Below are 20,981 nucleotides of genomic sequence, written 5' to 3' on the forward strand. Positions count from 1 at the left end.
ACAACGTCGGGAACAACCCGTCGAACCAAAATGGGAACATGTCGATGAAAATTGCTCGCCTTGCCCTTATGGGCGGACTCCTTGCAACTGCACTCGATACAGGCTCTGCGACCGCCCGCGATCTGACAGTCGTTTCCTGGGGCGGCAACTATCAGGACGCCCAACGGGAAATTTACTTCAAGCCCTTCTCCGAGAAGATCGGCAAGCCCTTGCTGGATGAATCCTGGGACGGCGGCTACGGTGTCGTTCAGGCAAAGGTGAAAGCAGGAAAGCCCAATTGGGATGTGGTGCAGGTGGAGGCGGAAGAACTCGCCCTTGGTTGTGCGGACGGTCTTTACGAAAAGATCGATTGGGACAAGCTAGGCGGCAAAGACAAGTTTCTCGACAGTGCGGTCAATGATTGCGGTGTCGGTGCGATCGTGTGGTCTACCGCGATCGCCTATAACGCGGACAAGTTGAAAGATGGTCCGCAATCCTGGGCAGATTTCTGGGATGTGAAAAAGTTTCCAGGCAAACGCTCCCTGCGCAAAGGCGCCAAATATACTCTCGAATTTGCACTCCTCGCTGACGGGGTCAGCAAGGACGAGATTTACGATGTTCTCTCGACGCCAGAGGGTGTGGATCGCGCATTCAAAAAGCTTGATGAACTGAAGCCAAATATAGTCTGGTGGGAAGCAGGAGCGCAGCCACTGCAATTGCTGGCCTCGGATGAAGTGGTGATGGCGTCGGCCTATAACGGGCGCATCACGGGCATAAACAGGAGCGAGGGCAAGAATTTCAAGGTGGTCTGGCCGGGCAGCATTTATGCTGTCGACAGCTGGGTCATCCTGAAAGATGCCGAAAACAAGGATGTGGGGCTGGATTTCATTGCTTTTGCGAGCCAGCCCGAGAATCAGGTGAAATTGCCGAAATACGTGGCTTACGGCCTGCCGAACAAGGAAGCCGCAAGCAAGGTGCCCGCGGAATTCGCATCCGATCTTCCGACAGCGGAAGCCAATCTGAAAGACTCTCTGCCACTGAATGTCGACTTCTGGATCGACAACTCAGAAGAGCTGACGAAGCGCTTCAACGCGTGGCTGGCACAATAATTCGCAATTATGGCCCCGTGGGCGCAACACCGGCGGGGTTTCCCCGTTTTCCGGAAGATGGAGTAATTCATTGACGGACTGCCGCATCCGCTTCGAGAATATCAGTAAATCATACGGTGATTTCAAAGTTATAGATGGTTTGAACCTCGATATAGGCAAGGGCGAATTCGTGAGCTTGCTCGGCCCCTCCGGTTCAGGCAAGACCACGCTTCTGATGATGCTTGCCGGGTTTGAAAGTCCGAGCAGCGGGACGATTTATGTCGATGGAAAGCCTATCAATGCGGTTCCCTCATATAAGCGTAACATGGGCGTGGTTTTTCAGAACTATGCGCTTTTCCCGCATATGTCCGTTGGCGAAAATGTTGCTTTTCCTTTGCAGATGCGTGGTGTTGGAAAGGGCGAGATCGGCAAGCTGGTGGATAAAGTGCTCGATATGGTGCAACTTTCCCCGATGCGCGAACGCAAGCCATCGCAACTGTCCGGCGGGCAACAACAGCGGGTGGCGCTTGCCCGTGCACTGGTTTTCGAGCCAGGTGTCGTCTTGATGGACGAGCCGCTGGGCGCTCTCGACAAGCAGTTGCGCGAGCAGATGCAACTCGATATCCGCGCGCTGCACAGCCGATTGGGATTGACGATTGTCTTCGTCACCCATGATCAGGGTGAAGCGCTGACCATGTCGGACCGGATCGCTGTCTTCAACAAAGGAAAAATTGAACAGATCGGCACGCCGCGTGCGATCTACGATGAGCCGCAAACGCGGTTTGTCGCCGAATTCATAGGCGAAACCAATCTCGCCGAAGGGATAATCGAGCGGATGGAAAACGCGCGTGCTTTTATTCGCCTGAAGGACGGCGGCACGCTGACCGCAGCATCCAAGGAAACTCTCGCGGCCGGGCAGAAGGTTCTCTTGTCCATCCGGCCTGAGCGTATCGAACTTGGCAGCGAGGATAATTCAGACAACCTCCTTAGAACGCGCGTGGTTGATAGCGTCTATCAAGGAGATCATCTGCGTATCCAGCTTGATGGGAGTGCGCATGATTTCATCGTGCGGCTAGACAGAAAATCGCGCGAATGGACGCCCGGAACTGATGTCGTCGCCAAGTTCAGTGCCGCTGATTGCTGGACGATCGCAGCATGACGGTTTTGTCCGGCAAAAATATTCGAGCGATATTTTTGATCACGCCTCTGCTTGTTTTTATCGCGCTGTTTTTTCTTTGGCCGCTCGGGGTGATGATGAAGCAGGCCGTGTCAGATACAGCGGTATTGCGCGTTCTACCCCGAACCGCAGAAGCGGTAAGTCTTTGGGACGGACAGTCGGGTCCATCGCCAGACATGAAGCAGGCCCTGGTAACGGACCTGAAATCTTCGACTGACCAACAGGCGATAGGCGATATGGTTCGGCGCTTGAACAGCGCTCAATCCGGCTTTCGCACGTTGATGAGCAAAACGCTTTCAGCCATCGAAAAGGGCGATCCTGTTCCAGATCTTGAAATGATCGACAAGCGATGGAGCCGGCCGGAGTTTTGGCGGGCGATTGCAAATGCGCTTTCCCCGACAACTGATCGCAACCTGCTTGCGGCCGTCGATATGGAGCGCTCGACATCGGGTGAAATTGTTTCTATGGCGCCGGGCACATCGGCAAACCGGGCGATCATGCTGCGTACTTTCTGGATTGCTGCTCTGGTGACATTGGCTTGTGCAGCGATTGGTTACCCCTACGCGGTCTTGCTGGCGTCATCTACGGGCTGGATCAAAAGCGTGCTGTTTGCTGCTGTTTTACTGCCGCTGTGGACATCGTTGCTGGTGCGAACGGCTGCCTGGTTCATTCTTTTGCAGGATAAGGGCCTCATCAACGATACGCTGATCTGGCTCGGCATAACCGATGCGCCTTTTCCCTTGATCTTCAACAGGGCGGGTGTGGTCATCGCCATGACGCATGTGCTTCTGCCGTTCATGGTGCTTCCGATCTACAGCGTGCTTGTGTCTATCCCAGGCAATCTCATGCCTGCAGCCGCATCTCTTGGTGCGCCGCCGTGGAGAGCGTTCCTGCGAGTGCTGCTTCCGTTGAGTATGCGCGGTATCGTGTCCGGCATGCTACTCGTATTTATGAGCGCGATTGGCTACTACATCACTCCTGCGTTGATCGGTGGACCGGGCGACCAGATGATAAGCTCGATCATTGCTTATTACGCAACCGGTTCGGCCAATTGGGGCATGGCCGGTGCACTTGGGCTCGTGTTGCTCGTAGCCTGTCTGATACTCTACGCGGTTTACGGACGGCTTACCGCCGATGATCCCCGGAGGGCATGAAGATGGGGCGCTTCGCGAAAATCGTGTTCGGTGCGGCTGCCGTGATCTTTCTGATCGCGCCGCTGTTCGCCATCCTTCCACTGGCATTTACCTCCAGCGTGTTTCTGACCTATCCGGTGCCGGGCTGGTCAGGGCGCTGGTTTGAGGAACTCGCGACAGCGGATGTCTGGCGCCGCGCGATCGTCAACAGCCTGATCATCGGTTCTGGGACTATGATTTTGGCAACCGTGTTGGGGACGATGGCCGCGCTTGGCTTGCGCAGCAGGATAATTTTTCTTTCCGGCCCCATTAAAACTCTGTTCCTATTGCCAATGGTCGTTCCCGCAGTAGTGCTGGGTGTGGGCATGCAACTGCTCTTCGTGCGATTGGGCATAGCAAATTCGTATCTTGGCGTGATTGTCGCGCACACCGTGATTTCGATCCCCTTTGTTCTGGTAAGCGTTACGGGTGCTCTTGGCGGTATCGACCGGCGTATCGAGCTGGCAGCCGAGAGCCTTGGCGCGTCGCCTCTCACAGTATTTCGAAAAATCACGCTTCCGCTTGCCATGCCGGGTATCGCTTCGGGTGCTGTGCTGGCATTCGCCACCTCGCTGGACGAGGTTGTTCTGACGCTGTTCGTCGCGGGACCAAATCAGCGTACCCTCGCGCGCCAGATGTTCTCGACAATTCGTGAGAACATCAGCCCGGCGATCGCTGCCGCAGCCTTTCTGTTTATTGCAGGCACCGTGCTTCTGGGGCTTGCGGTGATGCTTTTTCGCCGAAAGCGCATGAGTGGAGCAGTCTCCACCTAAGCACTGCCAGTGATTCTGACCGCTGCGATATTGTTTTTGTATCTTAACGATCAATTCGCGTCGAGAGGATGATGGACGACATCGTGCGCTCGACGCCTTCCAGCGCGCCTATGCGATCCAGAACGGCATCAAGCTCCTGTATGGAAGGGGCTTCCACAACGACGATCATATCGAAATGTCCGCTCACAGAATGAAGTGAACGGACGGCCATCATGCCGCGCAATGCAGTTTCGACCTTTGGCGCGAGCTTTGGCAAGGCAGTCACTAATACGTGGGCGCGCACCAGATCACGCTCGAACTCCGGGGCGATTCGGACCGTATAACCCTCGATGACACCGCGCTTTTCGAGCTTCTCGATACGGCTTTGAACCGTTGTTCGCGAAACTCCGAGGCGCCTCGCAAGGTCGGCCGTCGAAGCACGGGCATTTTCACGGAGGAGGGCGATGAGGATTAGATCTGCTTCTGTCGTCATAATGCATATAAAATACGTCAATATGCATAAACAAACAACGTCATATCGTCAGTTCGCATACTTCTTTTTGCATGGAACTATGCGATTCTTGCATATCCGAATTGCATTCCAAGGGGAATTTACATGAAAGAGATCGTTGTTGTAGGTGCAGGCAAAATCGGCGCTACCATTGCCGATCTTCTCGCTTCCACAGGCGAGTATGCTGTTACCGTTGTCGACCGCTCTCAAGCGCAGCTCGATGCACTGGAATCGGGTGCCGAAGTCAAGACGCAGGCGCTCGACATTGAAGACGCCAAGGCCCTCGAAGCTGCCTTGGCCGGCAAGTTTGCGGTACTCAGCGCCGCTCCGTTCCACCTGACGACCCGTATCGCCGAAGCTGCGGCCAAGGCAGGCGTGCATTATCTCGACCTGACCGAAGATGTGGCCAGCACGCGTCGCGTCAAGGAACTGGCGAAGGAAGCGAAGACGGCTTTCATTCCGCAGTGTGGCCTTGCTCCCGGCTTCATCTCCATCGTTGCCTATGATCTGGCGAAGCGTTTTGACAAGCTGGACAGCGTTCGTATGCGCGTTGGCGCTCTGCCGCAGTACCCTTCGAATGCTCTGAACTATAACCTGACCTGGAGCACGGACGGCGTCATCAACGAATATATCGAGCCATGCGAAGCTATCGTGAACGGCGAACTGACCGAAGTTCCTGCTCTCGAAGAGCGCGAAGAGTTTTCGCTTGATGGCGTCACCTACGAAGCCTTCAACACCTCGGGTGGTCTGGGCACGCTTTGCGAAACGCTGGAAGGCAAGGTGCGCACGCTCAACTACCGCACGATCCGCTATCCGGGTCACGTTGCGTTGATGAAGGCGCTTCTCAACGATCTCGGCCTGCGTCATCGCCGTGAAGTGCTCAAGGACATCTTCGAAAATGCCCTGCCGACCACTCTTCAGGACGTTGTGGTGATTTTCGTGACTGTGTCGGGCACCAAGAATGGTCGCCTGGTTCAGGAAACCTACGCGAATAAGGTCTATGCCGCTCCGGTTGGCAAGATCGTGCGCTCGGGCATTCAGATTACGACGGCTTCGGCGATCTGCGCCGTGCTCGACATGCTCGCCAAGGGCGATCTTCCACAGCAGGGCTTTATCCGCCAGGAAGACATTACGCTCGGAGCGTTCCTCGCGAACCGCTTTGGCAAGGCCTATGCACAGGAAGACCATTGCGCACGCATGGTTGCCTGATAGCTCCTGCCGCATGAATGCAGGGCCTGTTGCGCTTGTGCGCAGCAGGCCCTGTTTGCGTTTTGGTGGCGGCCGTCTCCGCCCTACCAAAGTCGCAATTGAATAGGATCGGATTTAAGCGCATTGCCCGATCCAAACTGGTGGATGGAATATGTTTGTCCGCTTGATGTGTATCTGTGCACCCCGAAACCACTACAATTCGGGATGTGCTTTGAAGAAGTAGGAAAGCTATGTTGAAATCAATTGTGCTGGCCGGTCTGGCCTCAGTCTTTCTCGCTTTGCCGGTTCAGGCGAAGGAATGGAAAGAAATCCGTATCGCCAGCGAAGGCGCATATCCTCCGTTCAACTACATGTCTCCAGACGGCAAGCTTGAAGGTTTCGATCTCGATATCGCCAATGCGCTTTGCGAAGCGATGGAAGCGAAATGCACGATCGTCGCGAATGACTGGGACGGCATGATCCCCGGTTTGCAGGCCAACAAGTTCGACGCAGTCATTGCTTCGATGGCTATCACCGAAGAGCGTGAAAAGCAGGTGGCCTTCACGGACCGCTACTACACGACACCGCTTGCGGTTGTCGTGCCGAAGGACACGGACATCACCTCGCTTGATCCGTCGGCATTCGACGGGAAAACGGTAGGCGCGCAGGCCGGCACCACGCAGGGCAACTATGCCGACGACGTCTACAGCAAGGCGGGCGCGGACGTGAAGCTCTACCCGACCGCCGACGAAGCCAATGCCGATCTTGAAAGCGGCCGTCTTGATGCCATCGCCGCCGACAAGTTTCTCGCCGCCGACTGGCTGAAGAAGCAGGGCGCAGATTGCTGCAAGTTCCTTGGTGATATTCCCGGTTCCGAAACGAAGATCGCGGTTGCCCTTCGCAAGGGTGATGATGATCTGCGCGAGCAGTTCAACGCGGCGATCAAGAAGATCCGTGAAGACGGCACCTACGAAACGATCCGCAAGAAGTATTTCGATTTCGACATCTATTGATGCCAAAGTTTCATCGGGCGCTCTCCGAACATGGCTTGATGTGGGGAGCGTCCGGTGCTTCAGTTGGAAGACGCATAAAAAGGTGGGGCGTTGCGCTGAACTGGTAATGCTCCGATAATATAATTATAACAAAGGAATAAGGGGAACGACCATGCTGAAAGCCATCCTGTTTGCAGGCGTTGCATCTGTAATCGCTGCCTTGCCAGCGCAGGCCAAGGAATGGAAGGAAATCCGCATCGCGACGGAAGGTGCATATCCACCTTTCAATTTTGTCGCCGCGGATGGTTCGCTTCAGGGTCTGGATGTCGAAATTGCCGAGGCCCTGTGCAAGGCGATGGACGCCAAGTGCACCATCGTCGCCAACGACTGGGACGGGATGATACCCGGACTGAAGTCGAACAAGTTCGATGCGGTCGTCGCCTCGATGAGCATCACGGAAGAGCGCAAGAAAGAAGTCGCCTTCACCGACAAGTATTACTCCACGCCGCTTTCCGTTGCCGTGCCGAAGGACAGCCCGATCACATCCTTGGATGCGGAGGCCTTCAAGGGAAAGACGATTGGTGCTCAAGGGTCGACCACGCAGGGTAACTATGCCGAGGATGTCTACGGCAAGGCCGGTGCCGACGTGAAGCTTTATCCGACTGCCGATGAAGCCAACGCAGACCTGAAAAGCGGACGCCTTGATGCAGTCGTTTCCGACAAGTTCCCGATCTCCGACTGGATCAAGGGTGACGGCGCGGGTTGCTGCAAGCTTATTGGCGATATTCCCAATACGCAGACCGATACCGGGATAGCGTTGCGTCAGGGCGATGACGACCTGCGCGAACAATTCAACGCAGCAATCAAGAAAATTCGCGACGATGGTACCTATGCCACGATCGTGAAGAAATATTTCGACTTCGACATCTACTGATTGCTTGTAATAAAGGCAGCTCTTTGCTGTAAGCAACAACGCGCCGGCTGAAATCGGCGCGTTTATTTCGTTGTTTTTATGGATGCGTAAATGCCGATTCAGCAACAAGATGTCATCGTTCTGGGGGCGGGTATTGTTGGTGTATCCACGGCACTGCATCTGCAGGCGCGGGGCCGTTCGGTGTGCCTGGTCGACAAAAACGACCCCGGCAATGGCACCAGTTTCGGCAATGCCGGTCTGATCGAGCGTTCAAGCGTCATACCCTATTCCTTCCCGCAAGGCTTCTGGACGCTTGTTCGTTACGGCATGAACCGCCGTTCGGACGTTCGCTATAACCCCTTCTACATACCGAAAATGGCTCGTTGGCTTTTTCGATACTGGAGGGAATCGTCGCCGGAGCGGTTGAAGATTGCGACGGATGCCATGTTGCCCTTGATTGAGGCCAGCGTCCGGGAGCATGACAATCTGGTGGCCCAGTCCGGCAGTGAAAAATTGATCCGGTCACAGGGGTGGATCGAAGTTTTCCGGTCATCTTCGGCATTCGACGCAGCGGTGCGCCGTTTGCCCGATCTGCAGCGTTTCAAACTGTCCTATGACATTCTGGATGCAGCAGCATTGCGGGAACGAGAGAAGTCGCTGGGCGATGTGGCTGGCGGCATTCATTGGCTCGATCCGAAAACCGTCGTTAACCCGGGAGGACTGGTCAAAGCCTATGCCGATCTGTTTATCAGAAACGGTGGGGTTTTCGTTCATGGCGATGCTGCAACCCTGACAGCGGAGGCGGGCGGTTGGCAGGTTACGACTGAGAACGGCATTGCGCATGCGCGTGACGTGGTCGTGGCGCTCGGTCCGCAGTCCGGTCTCGTCTTCAGGAAATTCGGCTATCCAATCCCGCTTGGCATCAAGCGGGGGCATCATCTTCACTTCACCATGAAGGACGGTTCGCGGCTCGGCCATACTGTTGTCGACGAAGAAGCAGGCTATGTTCTTGCGCCTATGGTGCAGGGGGTGCGGCTATCGACGGGCATAGAGTTCGCTTCACCCGATGCGCCCGCAAATTATATTCAACTCAGAAAAGACGAGAAGATTGCGCGCCAGCTTGTGCCGCAATTGGGAGAGGCTGTCGAAACCACGCCCTGGCTTGGATTGCGTCCTTGCCTGCCGGACATGCGCCCGGTCATCGGGGCCGCGCCTAAGCATAAAGGGCTATGGTTCAATTTCGGCCACGCTCATCACGGGCTTACGCTGGGGCCGGCGACAGGGCGCTTGCTTGCAGAGATGCTTGTCGGAGAAGAGCCATTTGTCGATCCAAAGCCCTATTCGGCCGAGCGTTTTCTGTAGGCTGATTTAAAAATTTCGTGACAGGCTTGTCAGCCGCGGTCGAGCGGGGCTATCAATTGGCTCCACTCTCATATCGCGCAGTCGCGAACAATCGATCCGGAAAATCTCGTGAAAATGAAGCCTTTAGGCCGTACCGGCCTTACTGTAACTGAAATTTGCCTCGGCACCATGACCTGGGGCGTACAGAATACCGAGTCCGATGCTCATGAGCAGCTCGACATTGCTCTCGATGCCGGTATCAACTTCATTGATACGGCCGAGGGATATGCCATCCCCATGAGCCCGGAAAGCTATGGCAAGACAGAGACCTATATCGGTACCTGGTTTAAGAAATCCGGAAAACGCGACAAGATCGTGCTGGCAAGCAAGATTGCTGGTGGCGGCAGGCAGAAGTGGATTCGAGATGGTGCCAAACCAAGCCGCAACAATGTCCGCGAAGCGGTGGAAAACAGCCTGAAGCGGCTTCAGACTGACTATATCGACCTTTATCAAGTCCATTGGCCGATGCGGGCGCACTATCATTTTGGCCAAAGCTGGACCTTTGATCCTTCCGCTACGGACGGGGCTGCAGAAACCGAACAGATGCACGACGTGCTGCTCGGACTTGGAGACATGGTTCGCGACGGAAAGATCAGGCACATCGGTCTTTCCAATGAGACAGCATGGGGAACAATGCAGTGGCTTCGTCTGGCCGAACAGCATGGCTTGCCCCGCGTCGCCTCGATCCAGAATGAATATAGTCTTTTGCAGCGCCAGTTCGATTTCGACTTGGCAGAATTGTCGCTCTGCGAAAACGTGGGGTTGCTGGCCTATTCGACGCTGGCCGCCGGTGTACTGACCGGAAAATATCTGGGTGGGAAACTGCCTTCCGGTTCGCGCGCAGCCATTTCCGAAGGTGGCCTCTGGCGCAACAATATTCATTCCGAGCCAGCCGTCCGCGCCTATATCGATGTTGCCACGAAGCACGGGCTCGATATTGCCCAGATGGCAATCGCCTTTGCGTTGACGCGCCCGTTCATGACGTCGGCGATAATTGGTGCGACAACTGTCGACCAGCTGAAGACTGATATCGCAGCTCACCAGGTCAAGCTCTCGGATGACGTTCTGGCGGACATCGAAACGGTCTACAGACAGTATCCGCGCCCTCTTTGAGCCCAAAGTTCCAAAGGCCCGCCAGACCTGGCGGGCTTTTCTATCCCGCGAGATAGACCTCGTGCTTGACGATCCATTGGTCGATGGGCGTTTCACTTGAAGAGCTGACAATCACCATTCGGTCGAAGCGAATGCTGCGGCCGACTAGCAAGCGTGCCATCCGTGCCATCTCTGTGTCGCGCGAGCCATGGTCGGCGACGCCATAGGCAAGCGAGACATGTGGAAGAAAAGTCGAGATGTCTTTCTCCCCCGAAATATCGAGAGAATCCTGCTTTAGCGTCATCAGTGTCGGTGTTTTCTGCAGTGCAGCATAGAAGGAGCGGAAATAAGCTTCGGTTCCCGCTACATCGTCAACCAGAACGTCCAACGGTTTGCGACCGACTGCAAGGCTGAGCACCAGAGGCAGTAGCTCATCTGCCGAACGTCTCATGTCAGGTACGAGTGTCGCATGCGGCTCGAATATGGGTGAATTGAAGCCGGAAGCCAGATCGGTCACGACAGATTCGAGAAATCGGAGATCGTCACGGGCGGGACGCAACCAGATGGAATGGAAGGTCATTGCTGTTGGATCTCCCGAACGCTGCGGTCATTTTTAATGGGCCTCACGCTGCTACGGAGAATGAGTGGCAATTCGAGCATAATTGTCTGAGGTGGTGCGTTCGGTGCGGTCTGCCGCTCGTCCAGCAACCGGATGATCTCGGCGGAAAGCCGTTCTGCGTTCTGATCGAATGTGGTCAGTCGATAGGCACCCCAACGTGCTTCCGCGACATTATCGAAGCCAATGACTGAGACATCGTCGGGAATGGAGAGATTGAAGACATCGCGCGCGCAGTCCATCATGCCGAATGCCATGAGATCGTTGACGCAGAAAATGCCTTCGACGCGCTCTCTTTCGCCCAGCATCAGAGAGGCGGCACCGTAACCGCCGTCATAATCTGTCAGTTCGCCACGCTGCACGCTGACGCTCAACCCAAGGCTTTTGCTTTTCGCGACGAAGGCTTCCTCGCGCTCGACCAGATTGAGGCTGCCGACATTCGACGTTATGAGGCCTAGTTTTTTCATGCCCCGTGCCGCGAAGATTTCGACAGCCGTTTCGGCGGCAAGCCGATTGTTGATATGGATGTGGTCGGCTCCCTCTTCTGTTCGCCCGACGAGAATGAGGGTCTGGCCGTTTCGTTGGGCAAGCTCGACAAATGACGAAGACGGCATGCCAGAAAGAACCACCGTCGCTTCCGCACGATAACGCAGCAGTGTTTCATGCGCGGCAGAGAGGTTCTCTCCGTGTTGGCCGGTCGGAATCAGAACAGGAACACTGCCGCGGGCTGCGAGCCGACGGGAAAGTGCTGCGATCTGGCGGGAGCGAAACGGACTGTCGGGATCTGCCGCGATCATCCCGACAATACGGCTCCGATTGGCCAGAAGGCCGCGTGCAAGGTCATTGACCTGATAGCCGAGCTTTTCGGCAGCTTTCAGCACTTTCTCGCGTGTCGCAGGCGAGACACTGGCGCCTGGTGTAAAGGTGCGGGACACGGCGGAGCGCGATACGCCAGCCTCCAGTGCGACTTCGTGCGCGCTGATAAATCGAGGCAGGCTGTCCGCGATGTCATGCTCTCGCTGTGTTTCTTTATCTGGCATTTCATCGCCCTACTTTTGAAAGGACATCGGCCCTGAGGAAGCGCTCGACCACGAACATGAAGGCAATTGACGGCACCAGCAATATCAGAGCGCTGATCGATGCGATTTGATAATTGCCGCCGGAACTTGCTGTATAAAGCAGCAGGGGCAGGGTGGAAATGTCCGGAGCGCCGACGAAGTAAGTGCCGGTGAACTCGTCGAGCGATTCAAGAAAAACAAAGATCGCGCTTGCAAGCAGGCCGGGCGCGGCTATCGGCAGGGTGATGTCGAAGAATGTCTTGAGTGCGGAAGCGCCCATTGAACGAGCCGCTTCTTCGATCTCGCGATCAATTGCTGAAAACGCTGCCGTGGCGATCCATACGGCGTAGACCAGCCCGTGGGTGACATGCACCAGAACTACACCGGTGATCGTTCCATTCAGGCCGAAAGAATAGAACATCTGCGCAATGTTCACGTAAACGGGCAGGTTAGGGAAAGCTTGCGGGATGAGCAGCGTCAACAGGATCAAGCCGCGAAAGGGCAGTTTCAATCGTGCGAGAGCATAACCGGCGGGAATGGCGAGGCCGAGCGATACGATCACGGTAAGCGCTGCAATAAGGACGCTTGTGCCGAGCGATGAGAGCGCATTGCCGCGAGGCGAAAACACATTCGCCCAGAATGAAAATCCATATTGAAGCGGCAGTGTATGCGGGAAATACCAACGCTCAGCTACAGCCCACAGGAGCAGGTTCGCGAGCGGTCCGAAAATCGCGAAGGCCAGCAGACCAAGCAGCATGCCGCGTGGCAGCCAGCGCCAGTCGAGAATGTTGCTCATTGGCCGTGCTCCTTCATGGTCTGGCGCAGATAAACCCAGGCGACGAGGCTGGTCATGAGAAGCGAGATCGTACCCAGCGCATTTGCGACGCCGTAATCGCCGTAGGCATTGATGCGGAACGCCATGTTGGCCGTAATCATCGTTGGCGACTGCGCATTGATCATCAACGGGACGGACAAGACGGACATCATGGTGACAAAGCTCAATATCAATCCAACGAGCAATGTCTGGCGGACTTGAGGAAGCACGATCTCGATGAGAATGCGCAGCCGTCCTGCACCAAGATTGCGAGCGGATTCGATTATGCTGCGATCAAGGGATGCCATGGCGCCCGCCAGCAGCAGCGTGACAAACGGTGTCTGTTTCCAGACGAATGCGATGACGATGCCGCGCCAGTCCAGAAAGCTCATCGCTTGCAGCGGCGTGAGGACACCGGTTTCGATGAGCAGGCTGTTCATCAACCCGTTCTTGGCCAGGAAGGTGCGAAGTATCTGGCCGACGACGATGAAGGGGATGAAAAGCGGCCAGCGATAGAGCCAGCGCAGAACGGTAACTGCTCGCGGGTTGGAGCCGAGTGTCAGATAGCCACCGATAGCGATAGAGAACAGCGCGATGAGCAGCGACGACAATGTGACGATGACGAGAGTGAAGATGATGTCGCTGGAATATAGCTCGAATGCCTTGGTGAAGTTGCCGGTTCCCCATTCACCGGAAACATGGAAAGCTCCGGTGATCGCCCCGAAAAGCGGTACGATGAACAGCAACAGCACGATCGCCAGCGCGGGAGCGACAAGAAGAATACCCGTTAGTCGATGCGACATTCGAAACCTCATGACCGTAAGCATAGGAGTGCTCGGCTTGAAACCACGTCCAACCGAGCACTCCAATCGAAGCTGTAGGGTTTAGTTGCCTACTTGACGTTCATATGCTTCCAGAATCGCGGTGTTATAGGGTGCGATCGGGAAAGGCTTTCCATATTTCGCAAGGTCGTCCGGCGAAATATCCGTGAAGAGCTTGTTCCAGGTGTCGCCGTCCAGCTCTGCCTTGACGTGGTCGGCATCGATGCCCGGATACCAGTTGAAGCGCTTGACGATGCCTTCAGCCTGTACCTTCGGGCTTGTCGCCAACGCAACAAACTTTTCGGCCAGTTCCTTGTGCGCACTCTTTTCCGGGATCACATAGTGCATCGGCTGTCCGGGCATTCCGGGTGCTGGAAGGACAAGTTTCATTTCCGGCGGTAGCTGTCCATTGGCCTTCCACGAATAGAACATGTCTACCCAGACCGGCCCCATCGCGATTTCGCCTCGGCTCAGCATGTCGAGTGTACCGGCATTGCCCGGGGTAAGGGTGGCGTTCTTTGTAAAGTCCTTGAGCGAGGAAAACGCCTTGTCCCAGTTCTTTGCTTCGCCTTCTTCGAAAGGCCCCTTCATCAGCTTCTCTGCGTCGCCGCCATAAGCATAAATCCAACCCATGACGAAACTTACGCCGGACGCTCCGCCCTTTATCCCGTTGTAACCGAACTGCTTCGGATTTTCCTTTGCCCATGCCACAAGCTCGTCATAGCTCTTCGGTGGATTGGCGACGAGCGCGGGATTATAGGCAAGCGCGGTTTGGCTGTTGAACATCGGCATGACGTAACCGTCGACATCGGTGCCGAGCGCCATTTTTGCATTATCGCGTGTCACCAGCTTGCCGCTGTCGATTTTGCCACGATAATTTTCGAGGAACTTTGCCGTTACCATTGGCCCGACGAATTTCTCGTGGACGACAGCGACGTCAGTGTCCCACTTTTCCACGCCAGCTTTCGACTGAGCTTCGAAGCGCTCGAGAACCTTCTGCGAGCCGGCATCGCCAGGACCGGTTCCGACCACGCGAACGGTCGTGCCGGGATTCTCCTTCTCGAACAACGGTCCAAGATACTGATTGATGTAATCGACCATGTTCTGGTCGCCTGCCGTGATGACGGTAAGTTCGTCTGCGGCAGCCGGTGCAACGGTGATGCCGATCGCCATTGCCGCGTTCAGGATAGTTCTCATGAAAGGACTCCTGTCTGAAACCGGGGTTTCCGGTCTTATGATTGAAAACAGATGCGGAGCATCTGGTGGTGCTGTTGATCGGGAACGGTAATAATCGCGGGGGCGCATGCCCATGAAAGCAAGCTTGAGACGGGTATTCTCCCGCTTCGGCCGGCGATGCGGGTTTTGGCTTCAATGCACAGCCGTGCATCGCAGGGGTCATTAAAGATTCCGTCGTGCATTGATCTCGGATCTCCTTAACTCAACAATAGGCGCGGGCAGCGAAGCTACAGCCCACGGACTATCTGTCGAACAAAAACAGGGCATGCTCCGGTATGCGAATTTCTACATTTGCCCCAGGTTGGTGGCTCTCCTGAGCGTCGACCATGATGTGCCTATCCCCAACACGGATCATATGTCTCCAAAGGCCGCCGGGATAACTGGTTTGCTCGACGGTGCCATTGAGGACCAATTCGGCTGTGGGGGAGTCGGGATCAGCCCCGGGCTTGGTAAGGCGCGCTGCTTCGCTGCGGAAACGTGCCGATGCCGGGCCATCGGACAGATTGCGGCGACCTGCGGAAATAGTGCTGGCCTTGTTATTGGCGCCAGCAGCGATCTCGATGCGATCAGCCTTTATCTGGATCGGTACCTCGATCAGGTTTTCCGCGCCCATGAATGCTGCGACGAAATCCGACGCCGGATGATTGTAGACCTCTTCGGGCGCGCCAGCCTGGGCGATTTCACCATTGTTGAGAATGACGATACGGTCGGCCATGACCATGGCTTCTTCGCGGTCGTGTGTCACATGAACTGCGGTGATGCCGAGACGGCGCTGCAAGGCGCTGATTTCATGGCGAACCGATAGTCGGATGCGTGCATCCAGGTTGGAAAGCGGTTCATCTAGAAGCAGGATGTCAGGCTGAATGGCGAGTGCGCGCCCGAGGGCGACACGCTGGCGTTGGCCGCCGGAAAGGGCGGCAGGTTTGCGCTCCAGCAAGGCATCCAGTCCCAGCAGGCGCGCAACGTCGTCGACCTTCTGCTTGATGGTTTCCTTCGCTACGCCGCGAATTCGCAAGCCATAGCCCATATTCTGCGCAACTGTCATGTGCGGCCAGAGCGCATAAGACTGGAAGACGAGTGCCATGCCGCGCTTGTCCGGAGGCAGTCTGGTCACATCCTTGCCGTTCAACCGGATTGCGCCGCCGGATGGCATGTTGAAACCCGCAATGGCTCGCAACAACGTTGTCTTGCCGCAGCCAGAGGAGCCAAGAAGCGCGACGAACTCGCCTTTTTTGACGGATAGGTTTACGCCTTTGAGAACTTCATTATTGCCATATCGAACGCGCGCGTCCGCCACCTCCAAAAACGCTGGCATAAGCGGCTCCTCCCCAGGATCGCCGGCTGATTTTATATTTTCTGCACAGCCGTGCAAATTGGATTGAAGCATCTTTAAGCAACCTCGACAAGCCGCAAAAATGAAATTGCGCCGGAAAAACTGTCTCGAGTTCCGTTATGGAACGCCGTTTGGTGGCTGTTTATCGGGATTTCATAACAGCTGTATGACGCAACGTCGATGGCGTGGACAGCGTTGCAATGCTGTCCACGTCAGACACGAGCAGGTCTGGTAGAGACTTTAGAACCGAACTTCACCGTCAGCGTCTAGCCGCTCTTCGACTTTGGGAGTCTGTCGGGAAACGTAAATGAACGCGGCAAGGAATATCACTGTCATCAGCAGAACGATTGTAGGGGCAGGCGCGCTGTCGATGAAGAACGACAGATAGACCCCGAAGAAGGAAGCAAAAACCGCAATTGCTGCGGCGAGCAACATCATGGTGCTGAACTTGCGTGTAAGCAGAAACGCAATCGCACCCGGCGCAATCAACATGGCAATGGCCAGAATGATACCCACCGCTTTCAAAACGGCTACAATAGTCAACGAGATCAGGCAAAGCAGGCCATAATGCAGCAGGCGGACCGGCAGACCGACTGCACGGGCTTGTACCGGATCGAATGCGTGTAGCAGGAAATCCCGCCATTTGACGACAAGGATGCCAGCGGTGAGTGCGGCAATAACGGCCGTTTCGACCAGATCAGACAATGTTATGCCGAGCATGTCGCCAAACAAAATGTGGTCGAGGTGGACCGTCGAGCGGATCGCAACATAAAGAACCAGACCAAGGCCGAACATGCCGGAGAATACGATGCCCATCACTGTATCCTGTTTAATACGGCTGTTCTCGGTGAGATAACCCGTTGCAAGGGCACAGGACATGCCCGCTACAAACGCTCCGAAGCCGAAAGGTATTCCGATGATGTAGGCGACGACCACACCCGGAAGAACGGCATGGCTGATCGCATCCCCCATCAATGACCAGCCCTTGAGAACCAGAAAGCACGACAGCAATGCCGTCGGGATCGCGATGAGGACTGAAATGGCCAAGGCATAGCGCATGAACTCGAACTGAAATGGGGCGGCCAGGGTTTCAAAAATGATCATTGCTGGAACTCCCTGAGGGCTAATGAAGCCTTGCGCCGTGCTGCCAGCAGTCCGTGTTTCGGAGCAAGAAGGAATACGCTGAGAAAAACCAGTGTCTGGAGCACAACGATGATGCCCCCCGTCGCCCCATCCAGAAAATAGCTCACATAGGCCCCGAAAAAGCTTGTGACAGAGCCAATCGCGACAGCGATCCACAGCAGTCGCGAAAACCGGTCCGTCAGCAGATAAGCGGTTGCGCCCGGCGTCACCACCATACAGATGACGAGGAAGGCCCCGACCGTTTGCATGGCAGCGACAGTGGATGCCGACAGCAATGTGAAAAACATGATCTTCAGCAGAGCGGGCCTCAGTCCTATCGAACGCGCATGGTTCTCATCAAAGAACACCACCATCAGGTCTTTCCACTTCAAAAGAAGCAGCGACAGGGAAACGAAGCCGATAATCGCCAACTGCAATGTATCCTCCGGGGTGATGGCGAGGATATTGCCCAGAACGATGGTTTGAACGCTGACTGCCGTCGGCTTGAGCGAGATCATGAAAAGCCCGAGCCCGAAGAACGAGGAGAAGATCAGGCCGATGATGGCGTCTTCCTTCAGCTTTGTCCTTTGGTTGAGGAAAAGCATCGCTGCCGCTGCAAGGCCGCCCGAGAAGAACGCGCCGATGGAGAAGGGGAGGCCAAGCATGTAAGCGCCGGCAACACCCGGAACGATTGAATGGGAGAGGGCATCACCAATAAGCGACCAGCCTTTCAGCATGAGATAGGCCGAAAGAAAGGCACACACGCCACCCACCAAGGCGGAAACCCACATAGCATTCAACATGTAGTTATAGCTGAATGGCTCAAGCAGCAGCGTCATTGTTTCCGGCTCCGGTCGTGGGGCGCCGACCCCCCTTTTTCATAAACAACGAACGGGCGTTCATCGTCCGTTATGACGTTGACGGGTGCTCGTCCGGAACGTTCATTCCGGGTCAGTACGAAATGGCGCAACACACCGCCGAAAGTCTTTTCGAGATTTGCCTGCGTGAAAACTTCGGTGGTCCGACCGTAGTCAAGCACCGTGTGTTTCAACAATACAGTGCGGTCACAGAATTCGGGAACGCTGCCGAGATTATGCGTCGAGACCAGCATGACGCGTCCTTCATCCCGAAGGCTGCGAAGAAGAACGATGATCGCTTCTTCGGTCTTGACGTCCACGCCGGTAAAGGGTTCGTCCAAAAGAATGACGCGTCCATCCTGGGCCAGCGCTCGGGCGAGAAACACCCGTTTCTTTTGCCCGCCGGAAAGCTCGCCGATCTGCCGATGGCGAAACTCAAGCATGTTCACACGGGCAAGCGCATTCTCTACCGCTTCCCTGTCGGGACGGCGCGGCATGCGCAGCATGCCCATGTGGCCGTAGCGTCCCATCATGACGACATCTTCAACGAGAACCGGGAAATTCCAGTCGACATCTTCGCTCTGCGGAACATAGGCCACCAGATTGCGCTTCAGTGCAGCTTCGACCGGCATTCCGAGTATGGATATTTCACCTTTGGCGAGTTTTACAAACCCCATGATCGCCTTGAACAGGGTTGATTTTCCTGAGCCGTTAACGCCTACCAGCGCCGTAATTGTTCCGGTCGGAATAGCAAAGCTCGCATTATGCAGGGCCGTATGGCCATTCCGGTAAGTGACAGTGGCGTCTTTTACATAGATTCCTTTTTCTGGCGCGGAGTGAAGTACTTTATCAATACCTGCGGACAAATTCATTGCTTAAGTCCATTAGCGATGGTGCGCGAAGTAACTTTCAGCAGGTCAATATATGTCGGCACGGGGCCATCCGGTTCTGAAAGTGAATCGACATAGAGAACCCCGGCATATTTTGCACCGGTTTCGCGGGCTACTTGCTTCGCAGGGGCGGGGGATACGGTGCTCTCCGAAAATACGGCGGAGATGCCGTTTTTACGCACTCCATCAATCACTTTGCGAACCTGCTGGGGCGTGCCCTGTTGGTCTGCATTGATTGGCCAGAGATAAAGTTCCTTCAGGTTGAAGTCCCGCGCGAGATAGGAAAATGCGCCCTCACTCGAAACCAGCCAGCGCTTTTCCTTTGGGATTGCCTCCATCTCTGCCCGGATCGGGTCGATGGCGGCTTTGATCTTTGCCTTGTAGGCTTCGGCGTTTGATTTGTAGGTAGCTGCGTTGGCAGGATCGTTTTTGACAAAGGCGTCCCGAATATTATCGACATAGATTAGCGCGGCATTCGGGGACATCCATGCATGTGGATTCGGCTTACCGTTATATGGGCCCTCGGTGATGTCCATTGGCTCCACGCCGTTGGACACGATTGCGCTTGGAACATTGTTGAGACGGGCGAAGAATTTTTCGAACCAAAGCTCCAGCCCCAGCCCGTTCCAGAGTACCAGCTTCGCATCCTGCGCTTTGATCAGGTCTCCGGACGTAGGCTGGTAATTGTGAATCTCCGCGCCTGGCTTCGTAATAGATTCAACGATTGCAGCATCGCCCGCAACATTCTGCGCAATATCGGCAATAACGGTAAATGTCGTCACGGCCTTGAATTTCTCCGCCAGTGCGCCGGTTGCGCTAGACCAGACAAGAGCTGCACTCAAAAGACCAAGCGTTGCTGTTCGTAAAATGCAATTCCGCATATTCCAATCCTTATTGCTAATAATTTGCAATTGCATAATCGAATAACAGTCGACTGACAAGTGCTTTTGCGATCCATTTGCACCTGCAGGGGCTGGTTAGGGCTCAAGATTCCGATTGCAAAAAGCTTCTACACGTATAGATTGCACATACCATGATGGGTTGCATTGCGAAGGGGGCGTCAGTGCCGAGGGGCATGCGGCCTCCCGACAAACCAAGTTTATTCTCTGCGTGGATTGAATGAATGAGGTGACGATGAGCTTACTGATTGACTTGTTGTTGAATATTCTCTGGGATGGGGCTGAGGAATGGTTGTGTATGAACCACATATGAGCGGGACTAGATGGGGCTTTACCTGCGCCACTACGCAGATGGGGCCGGTCAATTATCGCGCAAGCGGGACGACTTTCCTCGTCTTGAGAGAACAGGTTCGCAATCTGAGGTGGTGTTGTTCTGGCCGGGATGGCGAGAATTCCAATTGCCCGACCGGTACCGTGTTTATCATTCCGGCTTTCGTGAAATTAACAATCGATTGGCCCGAGCCCACAGAAGTATTGATAGGGCAGTTTGATGGACAGCTTCTTCGGGACGTTTTTTTCCAGAATATTTGGAAGAACGAGATCAAGAATTTTGGAAGTGCTGCAAAGTTCCTATGTAAAGAATGCTTGCCGATATCAAATATGATCTGGGATGAAATCCGCCTGCGAGGTGAGGGGGATGAGCCTTATCTGCGCGCTCTTGGTTTGGTCCTCATGCATACGATAGCTCGCAGTGCACCGGGCAATCGAATTTCCACTGATAGCAAAGCTGGACTCAGCAAGTTGGCGTGCCATCGTATTGAAACATACCTCTCCCAGAATTTTCATCAGCCTGTTTCGGTCCGGGATATGGCTGATTTGGTCGGAATTTCGGCGGGCCATTTTTCAACGTCCTTTCGCAATAGTTTCGGACAGACACCTCATCAGTATTTGATGGGGCTAAAGCTCGATGAAGCCGAGCGGCTGCTTAAAAAGTGAACTGCCCCCACTTTCGACCGGACACTCAGCATAAGCAGGAAGGCTCAAGCACAGGCTTGAGGATAGGCTTATGT

At 55.1% G+C, this 20,981-nt stretch carries 21 protein-coding genes; 10 read left to right on the forward strand and 11 right to left on the reverse strand.

What is annotated here, in order from left to right; genetic code table 11:
- Positions 1 to 44 precede the first annotated feature (44 nt).
- The 4 genes from JNC63_RS20150 (at position 45) to JNC63_RS20165 (ending at position 4,189) form a co-directional block, all read left to right on the forward strand.
- Complete coding sequence (locus JNC63_RS20150) at positions 45 to 1,088, forward strand: ABC transporter substrate-binding protein (RefSeq protein ID WP_021587258.1); 1,044 nt, start codon at positions 45 to 47, stop codon at positions 1,086 to 1,088.
- Between the two features lie 70 nt (positions 1,089 to 1,158).
- Positions 1,159 to 2,226, forward strand: coding sequence for an ABC transporter ATP-binding protein (locus tag JNC63_RS20155; RefSeq protein ID WP_063621064.1), 1,068 nt, complete (start codon positions 1,159 to 1,161; stop codon positions 2,224 to 2,226).
- On the forward strand, positions 2,223 to 3,398 hold the full coding sequence (locus JNC63_RS20160; RefSeq protein ID WP_006471411.1) for an ABC transporter permease: 1,176 nt from the start codon (positions 2,223 to 2,225) through the stop codon (positions 3,396 to 3,398). Before JNC63_RS20155 ends, JNC63_RS20160 begins: the two co-directional genes overlap by 4 nt.
- A gap of 2 nt (positions 3,399 to 3,400) precedes the next feature.
- Positions 3,401 to 4,189 carry an ABC transporter permease gene (locus JNC63_RS20165; protein WP_031346961.1) on the forward strand — a complete coding sequence of 263 codons (789 nt, stop codon included), beginning with the start codon at positions 3,401 to 3,403 and terminating at the stop codon, positions 4,187 to 4,189.
- A 43-nt stretch (positions 4,190 to 4,232) separates the two neighbouring features.
- Here JNC63_RS20165 and JNC63_RS20170 read toward each other — a convergent pair whose 3' ends face one another.
- On the reverse strand, positions 4,233 to 4,661 hold the full coding sequence (locus JNC63_RS20170) for an Lrp/AsnC family transcriptional regulator (RefSeq protein WP_021587257.1): 429 nt from the start codon (positions 4,659 to 4,661) through the stop codon (positions 4,233 to 4,235).
- Positions 4,662 to 4,784: 123 nt separating this feature from the next.
- On the opposite strand from JNC63_RS20170, the gene JNC63_RS20175 reads away from it, so the two are divergent.
- The 5 genes from JNC63_RS20175 (at position 4,785) to JNC63_RS20195 (ending at position 10,286) form a co-directional block, all read left to right on the forward strand.
- The gene (locus JNC63_RS20175) at positions 4,785 to 5,888 is read left to right on the forward strand and encodes a saccharopine dehydrogenase family protein (RefSeq protein ID WP_006468965.1); all 1,104 of its coding nucleotides are present in this window, start codon (positions 4,785 to 4,787) and stop codon (positions 5,886 to 5,888) included.
- A 230-nt stretch (positions 5,889 to 6,118) separates the two neighbouring features.
- Positions 6,119 to 6,880: an ABC transporter substrate-binding protein gene (locus tag JNC63_RS20180; protein ID WP_006471410.1), complete on the forward strand. Its 762-nt coding sequence runs from the start codon at positions 6,119 to 6,121 to the stop codon at positions 6,878 to 6,880.
- A 151-nt stretch (positions 6,881 to 7,031) separates the two neighbouring features.
- Positions 7,032 to 7,793 (forward strand): ABC transporter substrate-binding protein, encoded by a 762-nt coding sequence (locus JNC63_RS20185; RefSeq protein WP_021587256.1) that lies wholly within the window; start codon positions 7,032 to 7,034, stop codon positions 7,791 to 7,793.
- Positions 7,794 to 7,883: 90 nt separating this feature from the next.
- Positions 7,884 to 9,134, forward strand: coding sequence for an NAD(P)/FAD-dependent oxidoreductase (locus JNC63_RS20190; protein WP_006468964.1), 1,251 nt, complete (start codon positions 7,884 to 7,886; stop codon positions 9,132 to 9,134).
- 114 nt (positions 9,135 to 9,248) lie between these two features.
- Positions 9,249 to 10,286: an aldo/keto reductase gene (locus JNC63_RS20195; protein WP_006471408.1), complete on the forward strand. Its 1,038-nt coding sequence runs from the start codon at positions 9,249 to 9,251 to the stop codon at positions 10,284 to 10,286.
- Positions 10,287 to 10,326: 40 nt separating this feature from the next.
- On the opposite strand, the gene JNC63_RS20200 is transcribed toward JNC63_RS20195, so the two are convergent.
- From JNC63_RS20200 to JNC63_RS20245, 10 genes are all read right to left on the reverse strand, one after another.
- Positions 10,327 to 10,845: a haloacid dehalogenase gene (locus JNC63_RS20200; RefSeq protein ID WP_006468962.1), complete on the reverse strand. Its 519-nt coding sequence runs from the start codon at positions 10,843 to 10,845 to the stop codon at positions 10,327 to 10,329.
- Positions 10,842 to 11,921, reverse strand: a complete 1,080-nt coding sequence (locus tag JNC63_RS20205; RefSeq protein WP_006468961.1) for a LacI family DNA-binding transcriptional regulator — start codon at positions 11,919 to 11,921, stop codon at positions 10,842 to 10,844. The genes JNC63_RS20200 and JNC63_RS20205 overlap by 4 nt, the downstream gene beginning before the upstream one ends.
- A 1-nt stretch (position 11,922) precedes the next feature.
- Positions 11,923 to 12,735 carry an ABC transporter permease gene (locus tag JNC63_RS20210; RefSeq protein WP_006468960.1) on the reverse strand — a complete coding sequence of 271 codons (813 nt, stop codon included), beginning with the start codon at positions 12,733 to 12,735 and terminating at the stop codon, positions 11,923 to 11,925.
- Complete coding sequence (locus JNC63_RS20215; RefSeq protein WP_063621059.1) at positions 12,732 to 13,556, reverse strand: ABC transporter permease; 825 nt, start codon at positions 13,554 to 13,556, stop codon at positions 12,732 to 12,734. Before JNC63_RS20215 ends, JNC63_RS20210 begins: the two co-directional genes overlap by 4 nt.
- 81 nt (positions 13,557 to 13,637) lie before the next feature.
- On the reverse strand, positions 13,638 to 14,771 hold the full coding sequence (locus JNC63_RS20220; RefSeq protein ID WP_031346958.1) for an ABC transporter substrate-binding protein: 1,134 nt from the start codon (positions 14,769 to 14,771) through the stop codon (positions 13,638 to 13,640).
- 280 nt (positions 14,772 to 15,051) lie between these two features.
- Positions 15,052 to 16,125, reverse strand: coding sequence for an ABC transporter ATP-binding protein (locus JNC63_RS20225; RefSeq protein WP_021587255.1), 1,074 nt, complete (start codon positions 16,123 to 16,125; stop codon positions 15,052 to 15,054).
- A 258-nt stretch (positions 16,126 to 16,383) separates the two neighbouring features.
- The gene (locus JNC63_RS20230) at positions 16,384 to 17,247 is read right to left on the reverse strand and encodes a metal ABC transporter permease (protein WP_006468956.1); all 864 of its coding nucleotides are present in this window, start codon (positions 17,245 to 17,247) and stop codon (positions 16,384 to 16,386) included.
- Positions 17,244 to 18,104, reverse strand: a complete 861-nt coding sequence (locus JNC63_RS20235) for a metal ABC transporter permease (protein WP_006468955.1) — start codon at positions 18,102 to 18,104, stop codon at positions 17,244 to 17,246. Before JNC63_RS20235 ends, JNC63_RS20230 begins: the two co-directional genes overlap by 4 nt.
- Entirely contained in the window at positions 18,101 to 18,994 is an 894-nt protein-coding gene (locus JNC63_RS20240) for a manganese/iron ABC transporter ATP-binding protein (RefSeq protein WP_006468954.1), read from the reverse strand. The genes JNC63_RS20235 and JNC63_RS20240 overlap by 4 nt, the downstream gene beginning before the upstream one ends.
- Positions 18,991 to 19,893 carry a metal ABC transporter substrate-binding protein gene (locus tag JNC63_RS20245; RefSeq protein WP_050791024.1) on the reverse strand — a complete coding sequence of 301 codons (903 nt, stop codon included), beginning with the start codon at positions 19,891 to 19,893 and terminating at the stop codon, positions 18,991 to 18,993. Before JNC63_RS20245 ends, JNC63_RS20240 begins: the two co-directional genes overlap by 4 nt.
- 327 nt (positions 19,894 to 20,220) lie before the next feature.
- Between JNC63_RS20245 and JNC63_RS20250 the strand changes: the two genes are divergently transcribed.
- Positions 20,221 to 20,907 (forward strand): AraC family transcriptional regulator, encoded by a 687-nt coding sequence (locus JNC63_RS20250; protein ID WP_374846716.1) that lies wholly within the window; start codon positions 20,221 to 20,223, stop codon positions 20,905 to 20,907.
- The last annotated feature ends 74 nt before the right edge of the window (positions 20,908 to 20,981 follow it).

Source organism: Brucella ciceri, assembly GCF_041930145.1.
GTDB classification, from domain to species: domain Bacteria; phylum Pseudomonadota; class Alphaproteobacteria; order Rhizobiales; family Rhizobiaceae; genus Brucella; species Brucella intermedia.